The organism is Streptomyces sp. NPDC041814, assembly GCF_055590565.1.
Window position 1 is genome coordinate 145,179 of the sequence record NZ_JBVJAM010000001.1, and the last position, 17,425, is coordinate 162,603.

Here is a 17,425-nt window from a genome sequence, read left to right on the forward strand (position 1 = left end):
CGTACGGACGGTGCCCCGCGATATGCCTCCCAACCTAATTGATCAGGACGAATCTCTTCCTCCCTGTCCAGGTCGTGGCGGTCGACGACACCGGGCCCGCCCCTCGGGAGGGCGGGCCCGGTGTTCCGGTCAGCTCGGTGCGGGGGTCACTTCCGGGCGGCCAGCGCCCTGTCGACTCCGGCGTTCGGCGAGCCGAGGCCGGTGACCGTGTCGTAGCCCGGTCCCGCGGTGCACTCGGCACCGCAGTAGCCGTTGCCGCCCGCGGTGATGTCGCGCAGCGCGCCACCCAGGCCGTAGACCGCGGCGTGGGCGGTGTCGCCCGCCGGGCCCGCCACGGCGAGCGGCTGCTTGCCGGCGGCGGCCCTCAGCTGGTCGGTGGCGGCGATGATGCCCGCCCAGACCGGCGACGAGAGGCTGGTGCCGCCCACCTGCATCCAGGTGCCCTTGCCCGTGGCCGAGGTGTAGACGGCGACGCCGGTGTTGGGGTCGGCCACGAAGCTGACGTCCGGGGTGGCCCGGTACGCGGACGGCTGGACGCCGTCCTGGTACGCGGGGCGCGGCTCGAAGTAGCTCAGTCCGCCGCCGGTGGACGCCCACGCGGTCTCGCTAGTCGTGTTGCCTTCGGCGTCGAGCACCAGCTTCGTACCGCCGATGGCGAGGGCGTACGGGTTGGTGCTGGAGTAGCCGGCGGGGTAACCGAAGTCGCCGGTGGACTGGGTGCACACCGAGTCGGTCAGCTTGCAGTGCTTGTCGTAGAAGGACTCCTCGGAGTACTCCGACATGCCCCAGCTGTTGTTGACGGCCGCCGGGTGGTACGAGGCGGCGACGTCGATGGCCTTCGACAGGGCGGACGCCGTGGCGTCGGCGGCCTCGACGAGCACGATCTTCGCCTTGGGGGCGACCGAGTGCGCCCACTCGATGTCGAGGGCCGCCTCCTGCGCCCAGCTCGTGTTCGCGGCGGGCTTCTCACCGGTCGCGTAGACCTGCTCGAAGTCGAAGCAGTCGGTGCCCTCGGCGACGGTGTCGCAGGTCTGCGGCAGCCCGAAGTGCTCGGCGAAGTGGTTCAGGTCGGCCTTGGCGCTCGGGTAGTCGTAGCCGACGGTGATCGCCACGGTCTGACCGGCGCCGTCGCCGGTCAGACCGAGGCGGGTCCGGATCTGCTGCGGTGTGTAGCCCCTGGTGACCTCGTCGGCGTTGGCGCCGGCGGCCGGGGTGCTGGAGTGGATGTCGATGGACGGGGTGGCCCGGCCGATGGGCAGGGTCGGGGTCTCGACGGGGGCGACCTCGGCCGGGGCGCCGGCCTTGGCCGAGCGGGCGGCAGGGGCCTTGGCGGCTCCGGCCGCGGGGGCGTCAGTGAGCTCCAGGACGGAGACGCCGTGCTGGTAGCTGTCGATCGCGTAGGTGTTGTCGCCGTATCCGCCGACGTTCTGGCTGAGGGCGTAGCCGCTCCAGTCGCGCTGGAGCGCGATCAGGTCGGTGGCGTCGTCCCCGTCGAGGTCGGCCGGCACCACGCTTCCCGCCGCGAGAGCGAACTCCCTGATCACGGGGTTGACGTACCCGCCCGCCTTCTTCTCGAACGGCTGGCCGTACCCGAGGAAGCCGAGGGCCCCGGCGACGAAGGTCTCGTCACCGCTTCCCGTCGTGGCGAACGTGCCCTGGTACGGGAACGCGAGGATGCGCACCAGGTAGGGCTCGCCGCCCTCGGCCGGGTGGACGATCGCCGCGTGGGGAAGCAGCTCGACCAGGCCGTGGCGCGCCGACGCGGCGAAGTTCAGGAAGGTCGCCGAACCGGGAGAGCTGTAGTTGGTCAGCACCTCGCCGGTGCGCCCGTCGACCGTCTGCACGAGGTGCGTGACCGTGGACGGCTGGTCGCCGCCCCAGGCGAAGGCGACGGCGTGGCCGTCGGCGCCCGGGATGTTCTTGTCGGCGAAGACGCCGGACTGCTGCTCGATCCAGGTGGCGGCGAGGCCCTGGGGCTTCATGCTCCAGATTTCGGATCCCTTGGCCGCGTCGAGTGCCACCGCGGTCGGCGCCGGGTCACTCGCGCCGGTACCGAACGCCGTGCGGACGCCGCCGTACTCCAGGTAGATCCGGCCGTCGGCCGTGGCGGGCACGGAGTAGACGACGGTCTTGCCGGCCGTGCCCTCGGGGCGGTAGCTCCAGACCCGGCGGCCCTCGGCGGTGTACGCGGAGAGCTCGTCGCCTGAGGCGATGACGTGCCCGTCGGCGACGGCGACTCCGGCCTGGAAGGTGCCGGTGTTCACGTCGGAGAGCGGCTTGCCGTCCTTCGGCGTGAGGACCGCGAAGCCGTGCGAGGTCGCGGCGACGATGCGCTGCGCCGCACGGCCGCGGCTGTCCGTCACCGTGTCGAGCGTCAGCTCGCGGATCGAGGCGCTGAGCGGCTGCTTCCACAGGATGCGGGGGCTGGTGCGGTCCATGGTGCGGCCGTCCAGGGCGAAGACGCCCCGGCTCTGTCCGCCGACGACGATGTCCTTGACGCCGTCGCCGTTCACGTCCGTGGCCACGCCGGTGTAGGCGTCGCCGAGGAGCGGCAGCGGCTCGGCGTCACCGTCGGAGCCGACCGTGTACGCCGTGAGGTCGTAGCCCACGGTCAGCATGGAGCCCCGGTAGGGCGTGACCTGGCTGCCGACGACGGCACCCTCCTTGACCCACCGGGTACGGCCGCTGGTCGCGTCGATCGCCACGAGCTGGCTGTGCTCCGGCCCGTCGGTACGGGTACGGGTCTGGGCGACCGGGTCGGCGACGGCCGCGTAGACCTGGCCCCGGCCGTCCGGGTCGACCGTCAGCGACAGGGCCGGGGCGTTGGGCCGGCCCACGGTGCTGCGGGTGCGGTAGGTCCACGTGGTGCGGCCGTGCTCGTCCCAGCCGGAGACCGAGCTCGTGCCGTCGGTCAGGTCGGCGTTGATGCCGAGTTCCGCGACGGCGTAGCGGGCCTGCTTGCCGTGGGCGTCCTCGTTGACGACGAACGCCTCGGGGACGGTGTTGTCCCGGGAGGTGAGGACGGACCGCTTGCCGGTCCTGACGTCGACGGCCGTGAGGTCCCAGCGCACCGCGTCCAGCGGGTCGTTCTGCTCGGCGACCAGGACCCGGTCGGAGCCGGGGTCCTTGTGCACGATGCGCGGGTAGCCGGGCGTCTTCACATCGGTGAGGACCTTGCCCTCGCCGGTGTCGAGCACCATGACGTGGCCTGCGGCGGGCCGGGGGCTGCCCAGGCCCATCGGGGTGTCGGTCCAGGAGACGGCGACCCTGCCCCGGCCCATGGTCTCGATGTCCGACCAGAGGGCGAAGGGGGCCTTGGTGCTGTACGTCCAGGCGGTGCGGCCGGTGACCGCTCCGCGGGCGCCGCTCTCGAAGGCGTACGCGATGAGGGAGCTGCGGCTGTCGCCGGCCTCGGCCACCGGGTTGTTGCCCCAGTCCGGTCCGGTGACGTTCGCCGCGATCAGCTTGCCGTCCTGGGCGCTCAGCGAACCGACGTACCCGGGCAGCAGCTTGTGCCACAGCATGGCGCCGGAGCGGCCGTCGAGCAGCGAGACGAAGGTGCCCGAGGAGAGCTGCGAGCCGGGGCTGGTGAACGGGCGGGCCGGGGAGTCGCCGACGCTGTAGGCGACCGCGATGTCGTCCACGCCGTCGTGGTTGAAGTCGCCCTGGGCGAAGGGGTGGGAGCCGCTGAGCGTCGGCTGGTACGGGTTGTACCCCTGGTGCAGGACCGGGCTGAACTCCTCCGGCTGGTAAGCGAGTTCCGGCTTGACCTGCCAGTCCGTGAACAGCGAGTGGCTGGTGCGCTGCCACACGGGGGCGCCGTCGGCGTCGTAGCGGGTGACCGCCCCGCCGCTGAAGATGCCCACCCAGTCCTGCGTGCCGCCGAGGGCCAGGGTGCTGGCGGCGCCGCGCGGGGTCTCCCAGCTCGCCTTCGTCTTCAGCGCCTTGGCGGTGCCTTCGGCGGGGGCGGCTGTTCCGCCGCTCTGCTCACCGGTCCCGGTGGGCTCGTCCCGGGTGCCGGAGCCGGCCTCCCGGGCGGCGGCGACCAGGCCCGGGGTGCCGTCGCTGCGCTGGGTGTACTGCTTGCTGAGGGCCGCGAGGGCTCCGGCGGTCAGCCGGACGGGCCGGTCGCTGCCGGGGTCGGCCTGGGCCGAGGGGGTGCTGAGCAGGGCGCCCGCCGTGGCGAGCACGGCCGCCAGGCAGGCCGAGCGTATGCCCGGTGACCTGCGCCGTAGGGGACTCAGTCGTATGGGACTCATCAGAGGGGTGGACTCCACGTGGGTGCTTCGGGGGGTTGTCCGCACTCTTTCAAGGGCCCGTCATGGGGACGAGGGTTACGCGTGGCCGGTCCCGGTCAACAGCCGGTCCCGGCCACGGGGTAGCGTCCGGGGGCACATCCGGTTGAGTCCGGGGAACCCCGGGGCGACGAGGAGGCGGACATGCTGGAGCCGGTCGGGCTGGACGAGGGCGCGGAGCGCACCTACCGGCTGCTGCTGCACCGCCTCGGCCTCTCACCGCAGGAGCTGGCGGACGCGCACGACCTGACGCCGCATCAGGCACGGCAGTCGCTGGACCGGCTGGTCGCGTCCGGGCTCGCCACGGTCACCGGACGCCCGGCGCGCTACACGGCGATCGACCCGCGCCACGGCCTCACCGCCCTGATCCGCGCCCGGCAGTCCGAACTGGACGCCGCCGCGTCCGCGTTGGAGTCCTACGCGGCGGAGTACCACGAGCGCGTCCTGCGCACCGACCCCCGGCGCCTGGTGGAGGTGATCGAGGGCCCGACGGCGGTCGGCGACCGGCTGCGCGGCCTCATCGCCGGCGCCGAGCAGGAGATCCTGGCCTTCGACGCCCCGCCCTACCTCTCCCAGGCCTCGCGGGTGTCGGACATGGAGCGCGACGCCCTGGCCCGGGGCGTGACCGTACGGGCGGTGTACGAGGCCGAGGTGCTGAGCCTGCCGGGGCGGGCGGAGCCCGTGAAGGAGCTGGCCGCGCTCGGTGAGCAGGCCCGGATCGTGCCCCGGGTGCCCTTGAAGATGGTGATGGCCGACCGGCGGGCGGCGATGATCCCGCTGACGTCGAACGAGGAGTCCGTGCGCACCGCCGCGGTCCTGGTCCGGCAGTCCCGGCTCTGCGACGCCCTGGTGGAGCTGTTCGAGGCCAAGTGGCTCCAGGGCGCCCCGGTCTTCGCCCCGGCCCCGACGGCGGACCGGCCGGACCTCTCCCCCGCCGAGCGGGCGCTGCTGTCCCTGCTGAACTCGGGTTTCAAGGACGAGGCGATAGCGCGGCAGCTCGGGGTGAGCGAGCGGACCCTGCGGCGGCGCACGGCGGAGCTGGTGGAGCGGCTGGGCGCGACGAGCCGCTTCCAGGCCGGGGCGCAGGCGGTGCGGCGGGGCTGGCTGTAGACACGAGGGAGCCGGGCGCCGGGGTGGCGCCCGGCTCCCTCGAAGGTCCGGCTGTGGTCAGATCTCGCCGCGGAGCTTCGCCAGGGCCTCGGCGAGGATGGCCTCGCCGTCCGCGTCGCTGCGGCGCTCGCGTACGTACGCGAGGTGCGTCTTGTACGGTTCGGTGCGCGGCGGGTCGGGCGGGCTCTCCGGGTCCTGGCCGGCCGGGAATCCGCAGCGCGGACAGTCCCAGGTGTCCGGTACCTGCGCGTCATGGGCGAAGCTGGGCTGAGTCTCGTGCCCGTTCGAGCACCAGAAGGAGATGCGGAGCCGTGGCGCGGACTCGCCGCGCTCGGCCTCCCCCATCGGCCCCGCCCCGACCCGGCTTCCCCGGATCGCGTTGCCACTTGCCACGGTCGTAACTCCCTGCGTGATGGTGCTCGAAGATGCCCCAGTCTACGTAAGGCCCAACGCGCGTCCAGTGAAAGGAGTTACACCGTCACCGGGAAACGCGTGCCGCGGGTCAGTTGTCCAGCTTGATGAGCAGACCAAGCACCACGATGCACGCGAACCAGCCCAGACCGACCACGACGGTGATGCGGTCGAGGTTGCGCTCGGCGACCGAGGAGCCGCCGACGGAGGACTGCATGCCGCCACCGAACATGTCGGAAAGACCGCCGCCCTTACCCTTGTGCATCAGCACCAGCAGCATCAGCAGCAGGCTGAAGACGATCAGGGCGATCTCGAACCCCAGAATCACGGCTGGTCCCTACTTTCCGGAAATACCGACTGCGTGTGCGAACAACGGGGGCCGGGAGGTCGCCCTCCGCGGCCCCCGCAAGGGTACGACGGATCCGCGCTACCGCATACTCACTGGTCGCGGAAGCGGACGATCTTGACGAACTCGTCCGCGTCGAGCGCCGCGCCGCCGATGAGGGCGCCGTCGACGTCGGGCTGGGCCATGATCGCGGCCACGTTGCCGGACTTCACCGAGCCGCCGTACTGAATGCGGACCGCGTCGGCCAGCTCCTGCGAGTACAGCTCGGCGAGGCGGACGCGGATCGCACCGCAGACCTCCTGCGCGTCCTCCGGGGTGGCGACCTCGCCGGTGCCGATGGCCCAGACCGGCTCGTAGGCGACCACGATGGACTCGGCCTGCTCGGCCGGGATGTCCTTCAGGGCGCCGTCGAGCTGCGCGAGGGTGTACGCGACCTGGTCGCCGGCCTTGCGGACGTCCAGGCCCTCACCGACGCAGAGGATCGGCGTCAGGCCGTGCTTGTACGCGGCCTTCACCTTGGCGTTGCAGACCTCGTCGGTCTCGCCGTGGTACTGGCGGCGCTCGCTGTGGCCGATGGCGACGAAGGTGCACTTCAGCTTGGCGAGCATGGGGCCGGAGATCTCACCGGTGTACGCGCCGGAGTCGTGCGCCGAGATGTCCTGGGCGCCGTACTTGATCTTCAGCTTGTCGCCGTCGACCAGCGTCTGCACGGAGCGCAGGTCGGTGAAGGGCGGCAGGACGGCGACCTCTACGGCGTCGTAGTCCTTGTCGGCCAGGGCGAAGGCGAGCTTCTGGACGTGCGCGATGGCCTCAAGGTGGTTGAGGTTCATCTTCCAGTTGCCCGCCATCAGCGGGGTGCGAGTGGTCATGAAAGGTCAGTCCTCCAGAGCGGCGAGGCCGGGAAGCGTCTTGCCCTCAAGGTATTCGAGGCTGGCGCCGCCACCGGTCGAGATGTGTCCGAACGCGTTCTCGTCGAAGCCCAGGATGCGGACCGCGGCGGCGGAGTCGCCACCGCCGACCACGCTGAAGCCCGAGGAGTCGACAAGGGCCTGGGCGACGGCCCGGGTGCCCTCGGCGAAGTCGGGGTGCTCGAAGACGCCCATCGGGCCGTTCCAGAAGACGGTGGCCGCGTCGGCGAGCTTCGATGCGTAGAGCTTGTTGGTCTCCGGACCGTTGTCCAGGCCCATCTGCCCGGCCGGCATGGCGTCGGCGGCGACGGTGTCCGGGTGGGCCGGGGCCTTGGTCTTCAGGTCCGGGAAGGCGGGGGCGACGACGACGTCGACGGGGAGCACGAACTCCACGCCCTTCGCCTCGGCGCGCCGCAGGTACTCCTGGACCGCCGGGATCTGGTCCTCCTGGAGCAGCGAGCTGCCGACCTCGTGGCCCTGGGCCTTGAGGAAGGTGTACGCCATGCCGCCGCCGATGAGGATGCGGTCGGCGCGCTCCAGCAGGTGGTCGATGACGCCCAGCTTGTCGGAGACCTTGGCGCCACCCAGGACCACCGCGTAGGGGCGCTGGACGTCCTCGGTGAGCTTCTTCAGGACGCCGACCTCGGTGGCGATGAGGTCGCCGGCCGCGTGCGGGAGGCGGGCCGGGAGGTCGAAGACCGAGGCGTGCTTGCGGTGGACGGCACCGAAGCCGTCACCCACGTACAGGTCGGCGAGCTCGGCGAGCTGGTCCGCGAAGGCGCCGCGCTCGGCGTCGTCCTTGGAGGTCTCGCCGGGGTTGAAGCGGAGGTTCTCGATGACCGCGACCCGGCCGTCGGTGAGCGCGGCGACGGTGGCGCGGGCGGACTCGCCGACCGTGTCCGTCGCGAACGCCACGTCGGCGCCCAGCAGTTCGCCGAGCCGGGTGGCGGCGGGGGCCAGCGAGAACGCCGGGTCCGGGGCGCCCTTGGGGCGGCCCAGGTGCGAGGCGACGACGACCCGGGCGCCGGCCTCGGCCAGCTTGCGGACGGTCGGGACCACGGCGCGGATGCGGCCGTCGTCGGTGATGGTGCTGCCGCTGAGCGGCACGTTGAGGTCGGCGCGGACGAATACCCGCTTGCCGGCGACCCCTTCGGCGAGAAGTTCGTCGATCGTCTTCATCTGTCTGGACTCCTTGGAGGACGAGTGAGCATGCGAGGGGGCTCGAACAGCGCAGCGTCGCGCTGTTCGAGCCCCGTACTCACATCGAGATGCCTGCCGGAACGGCGGTGCTCAGAGCTGGCCGCCGACGAAGACGGTGAGGTCCACGAGACGGTTGGAGTAGCCCCACTCGTTGTCGTACCAGCCGAGGATCTTCACCGTGTTCCCCTCCTGGACCATCGTCAGGGAGGAGTCGAAGGTGCAGGACGCCGGGTCGCTGACGATGTCCGAGGACACGATCGGGTCCTCGGTGTAGTACAGGATGCCCTTGAGGTCGCCGTCGTCGGCGGCCTTCTTGAACGCGGCGTTGACCTCGTCCTTGGTGACCTCGCGCTGGAGGGTCACGACCAGGTCGGTGGCCGAGCCGGTCGGGACCGGGACGCGCATCGCGATGCCGTCGAGCTTGCCCTTGAGCTGCGGCAGGACCAGGGCGGTCGCCTTGGCGGCGCCCGTCGTGGTCGGGATGATGTTCTCGGCGGCGGCGCGGGCGCGGCGCAGGTCCGAGTGCGGGAAGTCCAGGATGCGCTGGTCGTTGGTGTACGCGTGGACCGTCGTCATGAGGCCCTTCACGATGCCGAAGTTCTCGTCCAGAACCTTGGCCATCGGGGCGACACAGTTGGTCGTGCAGGACGCGTTGGAGATGACGTGGTGGTTGGCCGCGTCGTACTTGTCCTGGTTGACGCCCATCACGATGGTGATGTCCTCGTCCTTGGCCGGAGCCGAGATGAGGACCTTCTTCGCGCCACCGGCGATGTGCTTCTCGGCGTCGGCCTTCTTGGTGAAGATGCCGGTCGACTCGATGACGATGTCGACGCCCAGCTCACCCCAGGGGATGTCGGCCGGGTTGCGCTCGGAGAGCACCTTGATGGTGTGGCCGTCGACGGTGATGGTGTCGGCGGTGTGGCTGACCTCTGCCTTGAGGCGACCCAGAATGGTGTCGTACTTCAGCAGGTGGGCCGTGGTCGCGGTGTCACCCAGGTCGTTGACAGCCACGATCTCGATGTCCGCACCCTGCTCCAGCAGCGCGCGGAAGTAGTTACGACCGATGCGGCCAAAGCCGTTGATGCCTACGCGGATCGTCACGAACCGATCTCCTCGTTAGGTACGCCGGTTTTCGACGCCGGCGAGTTGTATGGGATGTCCCCGACCGCCTCCGACCCTACCTCTCCGGAGCCGCCGGGGTGACATCGAGCGGCGCCGTAAGAACGCGGAAGGCCCGTACTCCCCAGTAGGAACACGGGCCTCCCGGCGCCCCGCGGCGTTCTCCGCGGCGGTTACGCAGCGTCAACGGCCGCGGGCCGGCGGGCCGTTCCCCTCGTCGGGGCCGTACCGCCGGTACGGCTCAGCCGACCAGGCCGTCGGCCAGCTCTTCGCTGAGAGTGGATTCCGTGCCGGGGATGCCCAGGTCCTGGGCGCGCTTGTCGGCCATCGCGAGGAGCCGGCGGATGCGGCCCGCGACCGCGTCCTTGGTCAGCGGCGGGTCGGCGAGGGCGCCCAGCTCCTCCAGCGACGCCTGCTTGTGCTCCATGCGCAGCCGCCCGGCGGCCGCCAGGTGCTCCGGGACCTCCTCGCCCAGGATCTCCAGGGCGCGGCCCACCCGGGCGCCCGCGGCGACCGCCGCCCGGGCGGAGCGGCGCAGGTTCGCGTCGTCGAAGTTGGCGAGGCGGTTGGCGGTGGCCCGGACCTCGCGGCGCATCCGGCGCTCCTCCCAGGCCAGCACCGATTCGTGGGCGCCGAGCCGGGTGAGCAGGGCGCCGATCGCGTCGCCGTCGCGGACGACGACCCGGTCCACACCGCGCACCTCACGGGCCTTGGCCGCGATGGAGAGCCGGCGGGCGGCGCCGACCAGGGCGAGCGCGGCCTCCGGGCCCGGGCAGGTGACCTCCAGCGAGGAGGAGCGGCCCGGCTCGGTGAGCGAGCCGTGTGCCAGGAACGCCCCTCGCCAGGCGGCCTCGGCGTCGCAGGTGGCCCCCGAGACCACCTGCGGGGGGAGGCCGCGGATGGGGCGGCCCCGGCCGTCGACCAGGCCGGTCTGGCGCGCCAGCTGGTCGCCGCCCGCCACCACCCGTACGACGTAGCGCGAGCCGCGCCGCAGCCCGCCGGGGGCCATCACGATGAGCTCCGAGCTGTGCCCGAAGATCTCCAGGATGTCCCGCTTGAGCCGGCGCGCCGCCATCGCGGTGTCCAGCTCCGCCTCGATCACGATCCGGCCGCTCACCAGGTGGAGGCCGCCCGCGAACCGGAGAATCGCCGAGACCTCTGCCTTCCTGCAGCAGGTCCGGGTCACGGGAAGCCGGGAGACTTCGTCCTTCACCGCCGGCGTCATCGCCATGGGCCGATCCTTCCATGCATCCGAAAAATACGGTCGTACGCGGCGGCCAACAGCTCCGGATCATGGATCGGAACGCCGTCGGGTGAGGCCACGGGCGCCAGCTCGACCGCGGCACCGAGCCGTTTGGCTGCGTCGGCGAGGGACTCGCGGTCGGGCACGGCGGCCTCGTCGGCCAGCACCACGTCCAGGGCGAGTTTAGGGGCGTGTCGTCCCAAAACCTCCAAATGACGCTGCGGTGAGAAGCCTTCTGTTTCACCGGGCTGCGGTGCGAGATTCAACGAGAGGACCTTTCGGGCCTTCGTCTCGATCAGGGCGTCCAGCAATTCGGGGACGAGCAGGTGCGGGATGACCGAGGAGAACCAGGAGCCCGGGCCGAGGACCACCCAGTCCGCGTCCCGGACGGCGGCGACCGCCTCGGGGACGGCCGGCGGGTCGGCCGGGACCAGGTGCACGGACTGCACCTCGCCCGGGGTGAGGGCGACGGTGGCCTGGCCGCGCACGGTGTCCACGTCCTCCGGGCGGTCCGGGTCGTGGCCCTTGACGAGGGCCTGGAGCTCCAGCGGCACGGCGGACATGGGCAGCACCCGGCCGTGCGCGCCGAGCAGCTTGCCGACCAGGTCCAGGGCCTGGACGTGGTCGCCCAGCTGCTCCCAGAGGGCCACGATCAGCAGATTGCCGACCGCGTGCTCGTGCAGCTCGCCCTTGGACTGGAAACGGTGCTGGATGACCTGCGCCCAGGTCTGGCCCCACTCGTCGTCGCCGCACAGGGCGGCCAGCGCCTTGCGCAGGTCGCCGGGGGGCAGGACGCCCAGCTCCTCGCGCAGCCGCCCGCTGGAGCCGCCGTCGTCGGCGACGGTGACCACGGCGGTCAGGTCTCCGGTGATCCGGCGCAGCGCGGTGAGGGAGGCCGAGAGGCCCCGGCCGCCGCCGAGGGCGACGACCTTGGGCTGGGCGCCGCGCTTGCGCACGGAGAGTGCGGGCGCCGCGCCCCGCAGCCGGCGCAGGCGCAGATTGCGACTGGTCACTCGCGCCCCATGTCCCTGTGTACGAGCACGGTCTCGATCCCCTCCGTGGCGAGCCGGGCCGCCAGCTTCTCGGACATGGCCACCGAACGGTGCTTGCCGCCCGTGCAGCCCACCGCGATGGTCACATAGCGCTTGCCCTCGCGGCGGTAGCCCGCGGCGACGAGCTGGAGCAGTTCGGTGTACTGGTTGAGGAATTCCTTGGCGCCCGGCTGGTCGAAGACGTACGAGGAGACCTCCTCGTTGAGCCCGGTGAAGGGGCGCAGCTCCGGCACCCAGTGCGGATTCGGCAGGAAGCGGCAGTCGACCACCAGGTCGGCGTCGACCGGCAGGCCGTACTTGAAGCCGAACGACATCACCGTGGCGCGCAGCTCCGGCTCCTCGTCGCCGGCGAACTGGGCGTCCATCTTGGCGCGCAGCTCGTGGACGTTGAGGCTGGAGGTGTCGATCACCAGGTCGGCGTCGCCGCGCAGCTCGCGCAGCAGGTCGCGCTCGGCGGCGATGCCGTCCACGATGCGGCCGTCGCCCTGGAGCGGGTGGGGGCGGCGGACCGATTCGAAGCGGCGGACCAGCGCGTCGTCGGAGGACTCCAGGAAGACCACCCGGCGGGTGACGCCCTTGGCGTCCAGGTCGGCGAGGGATTCGCGCAGGTTGTCGAAGAAGCGGCGGCCCCGCACGTCGACCACGACGGCGATCCGGGCCACGTTGCCCTGGGAGCGGGCGCCGAGCTCCACCATGGTGGGGATCAGCGCGGGCGGCAGGTTGTCCACGACGAACCAGCCGAGGTCCTCCAGACACTTGGCCGCTGTGCTGCGCCCGGCGCCGGACATGCCGGAGATGATCACCAGCTCCGGGATGGCCGCCGCGGCGTCGCCCGTCTCGGTCGGGGTGCCCGTACTCACGTGTGCTGCTCCGTCTGCTCGGTCCGTGCGGTCGTGCACGTGTTCATGTTCGCGCTCGGTCATCTCGTGCTGCCCCCGTCGTCCTCTTCCATGATCTCTCCTGTGGCCGTGTTCACGGCGGGTGCGGCCGGGGCGGCCGCCGCGAGGGCGACGGCCACGGACTCCGCTGTCCTGCGGCCTATCCCGGGAACCTCGCAGATCTCTTCGATTGTCGCCTGCCGCAGCTTCTTGACGGAGCCGAAATGCTTGATCAGGGCCTGTTTCCGGGTGTCTCCGAGGCCGGGGACGGCGTCCAGCGGGCTGGCGCGGATGCGCTTGGCCCGCTTGGCGCGCTGGTAGGTGATGGCGAAGCGGTGCGCCTCGTCGCGGATGCGCTGGAGGAGGTAGAGGCCCTCGCTGGAGCGGGGCAGGACCACCGGGTCGTCGTCCTCGGGGAGCCAGACCTCTTCGAGGCGCTTGGCGAGGCCGCAGACCGCGATGTCGTCGATGCCGAGCTCGTCCAGGGCCCGCTTGGCGGCGGCGACCTGCGGCTGCCCGCCGTCCACGACGAGGAGCTGCGGCGGGTACGCGAAGCGCTTGGGGCGGCCGTCGTCCTCGCGGGACTCGTCGGCGGCGGGCGCGGTCCCGTCGGCGGAGCCGGGCGCCGGGACCGGGCCCGTGGCGGCCGGGCTCTCCTCCCACTCCCCCGTGCGCTCCTTCTCCTGGAGGTAGCGGCGGAAGCGGCGGCTGATGACCTCGTGCATCGAGCGGACGTCGTCCTGGCCCTCGAAGCCCTTGATCTGGAAGCGGCGGTACTCCCCCTTGCGGGCGAGACCGTCCTCGAAGACCACCATGGACGCGACGACGTCGTCGCCCTGGAGGTGGGAGATGTCGAAGCACTCGATGCGCAGCGGGGCGGTGTCCAGGTCCAGGGCTGCGGCGATCTCCTCCAGGGCCCGGGAGCGGGTGGTGAGGTCGGACGCGCGCTTGGTCTTGTGCAGTCCGAGGGCCTGCTGGGCGTTGCGCTGGACGGTGACCATCAGGTCCTTCTTGTCGCCGCGCTGCGGGATGCGCAGGCTGACCTGGGAGCCGCGCCGGTCCGCGAGCCACTGGGAGACCGCTGCCGGGTCCTCGGGCAGGGCGGGGACCAGGACCTCCTTGGGGACGGCGTCGCCGCTCTCCTCCCCGTACAGCTGCTGGAGGGCGTGCTCCACGAGGCCGGAGGTGTCGACGTTCTCCACCTTGTCGGTGACCCAGCCGCGCTGGCCGCGGACCCGGCCGCCGCGCACGTGGAAGATCTGGACGGCGGCCTCCAGCTCGTCCTCGGCGACCGCGATGAGGTCGGCGTCGGTGGCGTCGGCGAGGACGACGGCGCTCTTCTCCATCGCGCGCTTGAGCGCCTCGACGTCGTCGCGCAGCCGCGCGGCCCGCTCGTACTCCATCTCCTCGGCGGCCGCCATCATGTCCTTCTCCAGGCGGCGGATGTACGTGCCGGTGCGGCCGGCCATGAAGTCGCAGAAGTCGTCGGCCAGTTCGCGGTGTTCCTCGGGGGTGACGCGGCCGACGCAGGGGGCCGAGCACTTGCCGATGTAGCCGAGGAGGCAGGGGCGGCCGGTCCGGGCGGCGTTCTTGAAGACCCCGGCGGAACAGGTGCGGACGGGGAAGACGCGGAGCATCAGGTCGACCGTCTCGCGGATCGCCCAGGCGTGCCCGTACGGACCGAAGTAGCGCACGCCCTTCTTCTTGGCGCCGCGCATCACCTGGACGCGGGGGAACTCCTCGTTGAGCGTGACGGCCAGGTAGGGGTAGCTCTTGTCGTCGCGGTACTTGACGTTGAACCGGGGGTCGAACTCCTTGATCCAGGAGTACTCCAGCTGAAGCGCCTCGACCTCGGTGGCGACGACCGTCCACTCCACGGAGGCGGCCGTGGTCACCATCGTGCGCGTACGCGGGTGGAGGCCGGAGAGGTCCTGGAAGTAGTTGGCCAGGCGCTGGCGCAGGCTCTTGGCCTTCCCGACGTAGATCACCCGGCGGTGCTCGTCGCGGAATTTGTAGACCCCCGGGGAGTCGGGGATCTGTCCCGGCTTGGGGCGGTAGCTGGAGGGGTCTGCCATGCTCCCCACCCTACTTGCGGGCAATGACAGCGCGGGGTGCCCGGACGGCGCCGCGCTCCGGGGCAGGGGTGGGGAGCACCTGTCCCGGAGCGCGGGGTCATGGGGCGGGGCGGGTCACCCGGTCCTGCGGCGGCTCCGGAGACGCAGGGCGGTGACGCCGCACAGGGCGAGTACGGCGACGGCGCCCCCGGCGGCCGCGGTGGAGCCGGCGGTCAGGGCGGTCGCGGTGGTGGCGGAGGCGGCGATGGCGGGGCCGGTCCCCTTCTTCGCGTCGGGCCCGTAGCCGCCGGCCTCGCCCTTGCGGGCGTACGCGGAGCCGGGGAGCTTGTCCGCGTAGGCGGCGTGCACCCGGGTGCGATAGGCGGTGAGCGTCGTTCCCCGCTTGCCGACCGCCCGCACGGCGTCCTGGTCGAGCGGGAGGACCTTGTTCCCCTTCTGCACGTACCAGGCGTCGATCTGGGGTTCGTGGAAGACCGTGCCGCCGGGCAGCTTGCGGGCACCGGCCGCGGTGTAGCGGGCCTCGTCGTCGCCGGTGGCGATGTTCACCACCTGCATCTCACCGCCCTTGCCGGGTGCCGGCAGCGTCCAGAGCGACGCCTTCTGCCCGTCCGAGGAGACGGCGGTGCTGGCCAGGTAGTCGAGGGAGGCGACGGGAGCGCCCGGCTCTCCCGCGACGAACTCGGCGGACAGGGTGCGCACGGCCACCGCCTCGCCCTGGATGCGGGGTGCGGCGGCCTTCTCGGTGACGGCGCCCTCGCGGGCGAAGAACCGGGACAGGGTGTCGAGGGTGGTGGCGTCGGTGGCCGCTTCGTGCGCCGCGGCCAGGGCGGCGGGACCGGCCTGGGGGCCGTCGGCGGCCGCGGCCTGCGGGGCGGCGGTGAGGAGGGCCGTGCCGGCCAGGACACCGGCGGCGGCCAGGGCGGCGGCGAGGGGGCGGCGGACGCGCCGGGGGTTCGTGGTGGTCATGGCGTCACGCCCCGATCCGGTAGAGCGAGTGGGTCCAGGAGAACTCGCTGTTGTTCACGTACCAGGCGTGCGACGCCCAGTTGTAGCGGTTGCTGGAGGGCCAGGGGTCGCCCCAGTAGACGAGGCTGTTGGCGTCGTCGTAGCCGTAGAGGACGTGCATGTGGCCGCCGCCCGACGACCACTGGATGCGGGTCTCGACCGGGCGCCCGGCGGCTATCTCGGTCTGCACGGTGGAGTAGCGCAGCCAGCCGCTGACGTACGAGCCGGGGTTGATGCCCGCCCAGTACAGGGCGTTCTGCACGTTGTCGAGGGCGGCCTGCGAGTTGGGGCACTCATAGCCCTGGGCGCGGCCGAACGCGGCGTTGCAGAACTGGTTCTGGCTGTAGGAGCGGCCGTACCAGGTGGCGATGGTGTTGCCGGACGCGGCCCAGCACCAGTTGGTCTTCTGCTGGGCCTGCATCGTGATGTTCAGCCGCCCGGTGGCGGCGAGGGCGGTCGTCGGGGCGGACGCGGTCCGCTCGGCGGCGACGGCCTGGGCGGTCGCGGTGGCGGTGCGGGGCTGGTCGGCGGCGGTGGCGGTCGCCGTGGGGACGGCGAGCAGCAGGGCGGCCAGCAGGGCTGTCACCGACAGCCGGGCCGGCCTGGTGCCTGGGTTGCGCATGGCGTTCCTCCCGGGGCGGGGGGTGGGGGTTGTGAGGAGCGCGTCCGGACGCTGTGGAGGAGCATCAACCGTTGTCGGGGACGGGTCAACACGCTTGAATGCGGGTGAACACCGCGGTGTGAACGCCCGGGGCCGAGGTGTGAACGCGCGCCCCCGGCCACCTGCGGACCACCACCCGTCGGCGCGGCCCCGAGCCCGGCCGGCGTGAACGTTCACCTGGAGGACCCATGCGGCACACCGAGGCCGAACTGGCGCAGGTGCTGCACACCGGACCGTTCCACCTGGCCCTGCGCACCGCGCTGTCGGTGCGCGGGCTGCCGCTCCAGCGGGTCCGGCACCATCTGGCGCACAGGGGGATCAAGCTCGGCGTGACCAGCCTGAGTTACTGGCAGCAGGGCGCCCGCCGCCCGCAGCGCCCGGAGTCGCTGCGCGCCGTGAAGGCCCTGGAAGAGGTCCTCGCCCTGCCGGCGAACTCGCTGCTCGGCCTCCTGGACGCCGAGGAGCCCCGCCCGGACACCGAGCGTCCGCCCGCACGCACGTACCGCTCGCTGGTGGAGACGTCCGGGGCCGTGGAGCGGCTGCTCGCGGAGCTGGAGTCACCCGCGGACGGCGGGCTGCACACGGTGGGCCACCAGGAGCGGGTACGGATCGGCCCGGGGCGCGAGATGCTGCGGCGGACCTCCCAGCACGTGGTGCGCGCCCACCGGGACGGCATCGACCGCTATCTCGCGGTGTACGTGGGGGACCCGGGGTGCGATCCGGCGCGGGTGGGGGTGCGCGCCCGGGAGAACTGCCGGACGGGCCGGGTCCGCTGGGACCGGGAGACGGGGGTGCTGGTCGCCGAGCTGCTCTTCGACACCCGGCTGCGGGCGGGCGACACGTACCTCTTCGGCTACGGCTTCGAGGACGGCACGGGCGGACCGTGCGGCGAGTACATGCGCGGCTTCACCTTCGGCGGCGGGCAGTACGTGCTCCAGGTCGGCTTCGCCGAGGAGGCGCTGCCGGTACGGTGCCGGAGCTTCGCCCAGGCGTCGGCGGGCGCGCCCCGCGGAGCGAGGGCGGAGCTCACGCTGACCGGCCGGCACCGGACCGTGCACCTGGTGGAGCAGGGGGTGCGGCCGGGGCTGGTGGGGATCGACTGGGACTGGGAGTAGGTCCGCG

The 17,425-nt window shown here is 72.1% G+C and carries 14 protein-coding genes; 2 read left to right on the forward strand and 12 right to left on the reverse strand.

The features are described from left to right. Nucleotides 1–146: 146 nt before the first annotated feature. A complete protein-coding gene (locus ACZ6C6_RS00710) occupies nt 147–4,190 on the reverse strand; it encodes a S53 family peptidase (RefSeq protein WP_469197710.1) in 4,044 nt (1,347 codons plus the stop codon). A gap of 249 nt (nt 4,191–4,439) precedes the next feature. Here ACZ6C6_RS00710 and ACZ6C6_RS00715 point away from each other — a divergent pair, with 249 nt between their 5' ends. Beyond that, a complete protein-coding gene (locus ACZ6C6_RS00715) occupies nt 4,440–5,405 on the forward strand; it encodes a LuxR C-terminal-related transcriptional regulator (protein WP_469197712.1) in 966 nt (321 codons plus the stop codon). Between the two features lie 57 nt (nt 5,406–5,462). Here ACZ6C6_RS00715 and ACZ6C6_RS00720 read toward each other — a convergent pair whose 3' ends face one another. The 11 genes from ACZ6C6_RS00720 to ACZ6C6_RS00770 form a co-directional block, all read right to left on the reverse strand. After that, on the reverse strand, nt 5,463–5,798 hold the full coding sequence (locus ACZ6C6_RS00720; protein WP_073864697.1) for an RNA polymerase-binding protein RbpA: 336 nt from the start codon (nt 5,796–5,798) through the stop codon (nt 5,463–5,465). Nucleotides 5,799–5,907: 109 nt separating this feature from the next. Continuing rightward, nucleotides 5,908–6,144, reverse strand: coding sequence for a preprotein translocase subunit SecG (gene secG / locus ACZ6C6_RS00725; RefSeq protein ID WP_018104607.1), 237 nt, complete (start codon nt 6,142–6,144; stop codon nt 5,908–5,910). Between the two features lie 110 nt (nt 6,145–6,254). Next, complete coding sequence (tpiA, locus tag ACZ6C6_RS00730) at nt 6,255–7,031, reverse strand: triose-phosphate isomerase (RefSeq protein ID WP_365686782.1); 777 nt, start codon at nt 7,029–7,031, stop codon at nt 6,255–6,257. A gap of 6 nt (nt 7,032–7,037) precedes the next feature. Beyond that, entirely contained in the window at nt 7,038–8,249 is a 1,212-nt protein-coding gene (locus tag ACZ6C6_RS00735; protein ID WP_469197715.1) for a phosphoglycerate kinase, read from the reverse strand. A 111-nt stretch (nt 8,250–8,360) separates the two neighbouring features. After that, the gene (gene gap / locus ACZ6C6_RS00740; RefSeq protein ID WP_073968324.1) at nt 8,361–9,371 is read right to left on the reverse strand and encodes a type I glyceraldehyde-3-phosphate dehydrogenase; all 1,011 of its coding nucleotides are present in this window, start codon (nt 9,369–9,371) and stop codon (nt 8,361–8,363) included. Between the two features lie 259 nt (nt 9,372–9,630). Further along, nucleotides 9,631–10,620 carry a DNA-binding protein WhiA gene (gene whiA / locus ACZ6C6_RS00745; RefSeq protein ID WP_018104603.1) on the reverse strand — a complete coding sequence of 330 codons (990 nt, stop codon included), beginning with the start codon at nt 10,618–10,620 and terminating at the stop codon, nt 9,631–9,633. Next, nucleotides 10,611–11,645 (reverse strand): gluconeogenesis factor YvcK family protein, encoded by a 1,035-nt coding sequence (locus ACZ6C6_RS00750; RefSeq protein WP_469197717.1) that lies wholly within the window; start codon nt 11,643–11,645, stop codon nt 10,611–10,613. The genes whiA and ACZ6C6_RS00750 overlap by 10 nt, the downstream gene beginning before the upstream one ends. After that, a complete protein-coding gene (gene rapZ / locus ACZ6C6_RS00755; protein WP_365686777.1) occupies nt 11,642–12,607 on the reverse strand; it encodes an RNase adapter RapZ in 966 nt (321 codons plus the stop codon). Before rapZ ends, ACZ6C6_RS00750 begins: the two co-directional genes overlap by 4 nt. Next, nucleotides 12,604–14,637, reverse strand: coding sequence for an excinuclease ABC subunit UvrC (gene uvrC, locus ACZ6C6_RS00760; RefSeq protein WP_469197719.1), 2,034 nt, complete (start codon nt 14,635–14,637; stop codon nt 12,604–12,606). Before uvrC ends, rapZ begins: the two co-directional genes overlap by 4 nt. A 114-nt stretch (nt 14,638–14,751) precedes the next feature. Beyond that, nucleotides 14,752–15,603: a hypothetical protein gene (locus tag ACZ6C6_RS00765; RefSeq protein ID WP_469197721.1), complete on the reverse strand. Its 852-nt coding sequence runs from the start codon at nt 15,601–15,603 to the stop codon at nt 14,752–14,754. A gap of 4 nt (nt 15,604–15,607) precedes the next feature. Then, nucleotides 15,608–16,264 carry a papain-like cysteine protease family protein gene (locus ACZ6C6_RS00770; protein ID WP_469197723.1) on the reverse strand — a complete coding sequence of 219 codons (657 nt, stop codon included), beginning with the start codon at nt 16,262–16,264 and terminating at the stop codon, nt 15,608–15,610. 227 nt (nt 16,265–16,491) lie between these two features. Between ACZ6C6_RS00770 and ACZ6C6_RS00775 the strand changes: the two genes are divergently transcribed. Next, nucleotides 16,492–17,418, forward strand: a complete 927-nt coding sequence (locus ACZ6C6_RS00775; protein ID WP_469197725.1) for a hypothetical protein — start codon at nt 16,492–16,494, stop codon at nt 17,416–17,418. Nucleotides 17,419–17,425 lie beyond the last annotated feature (7 nt).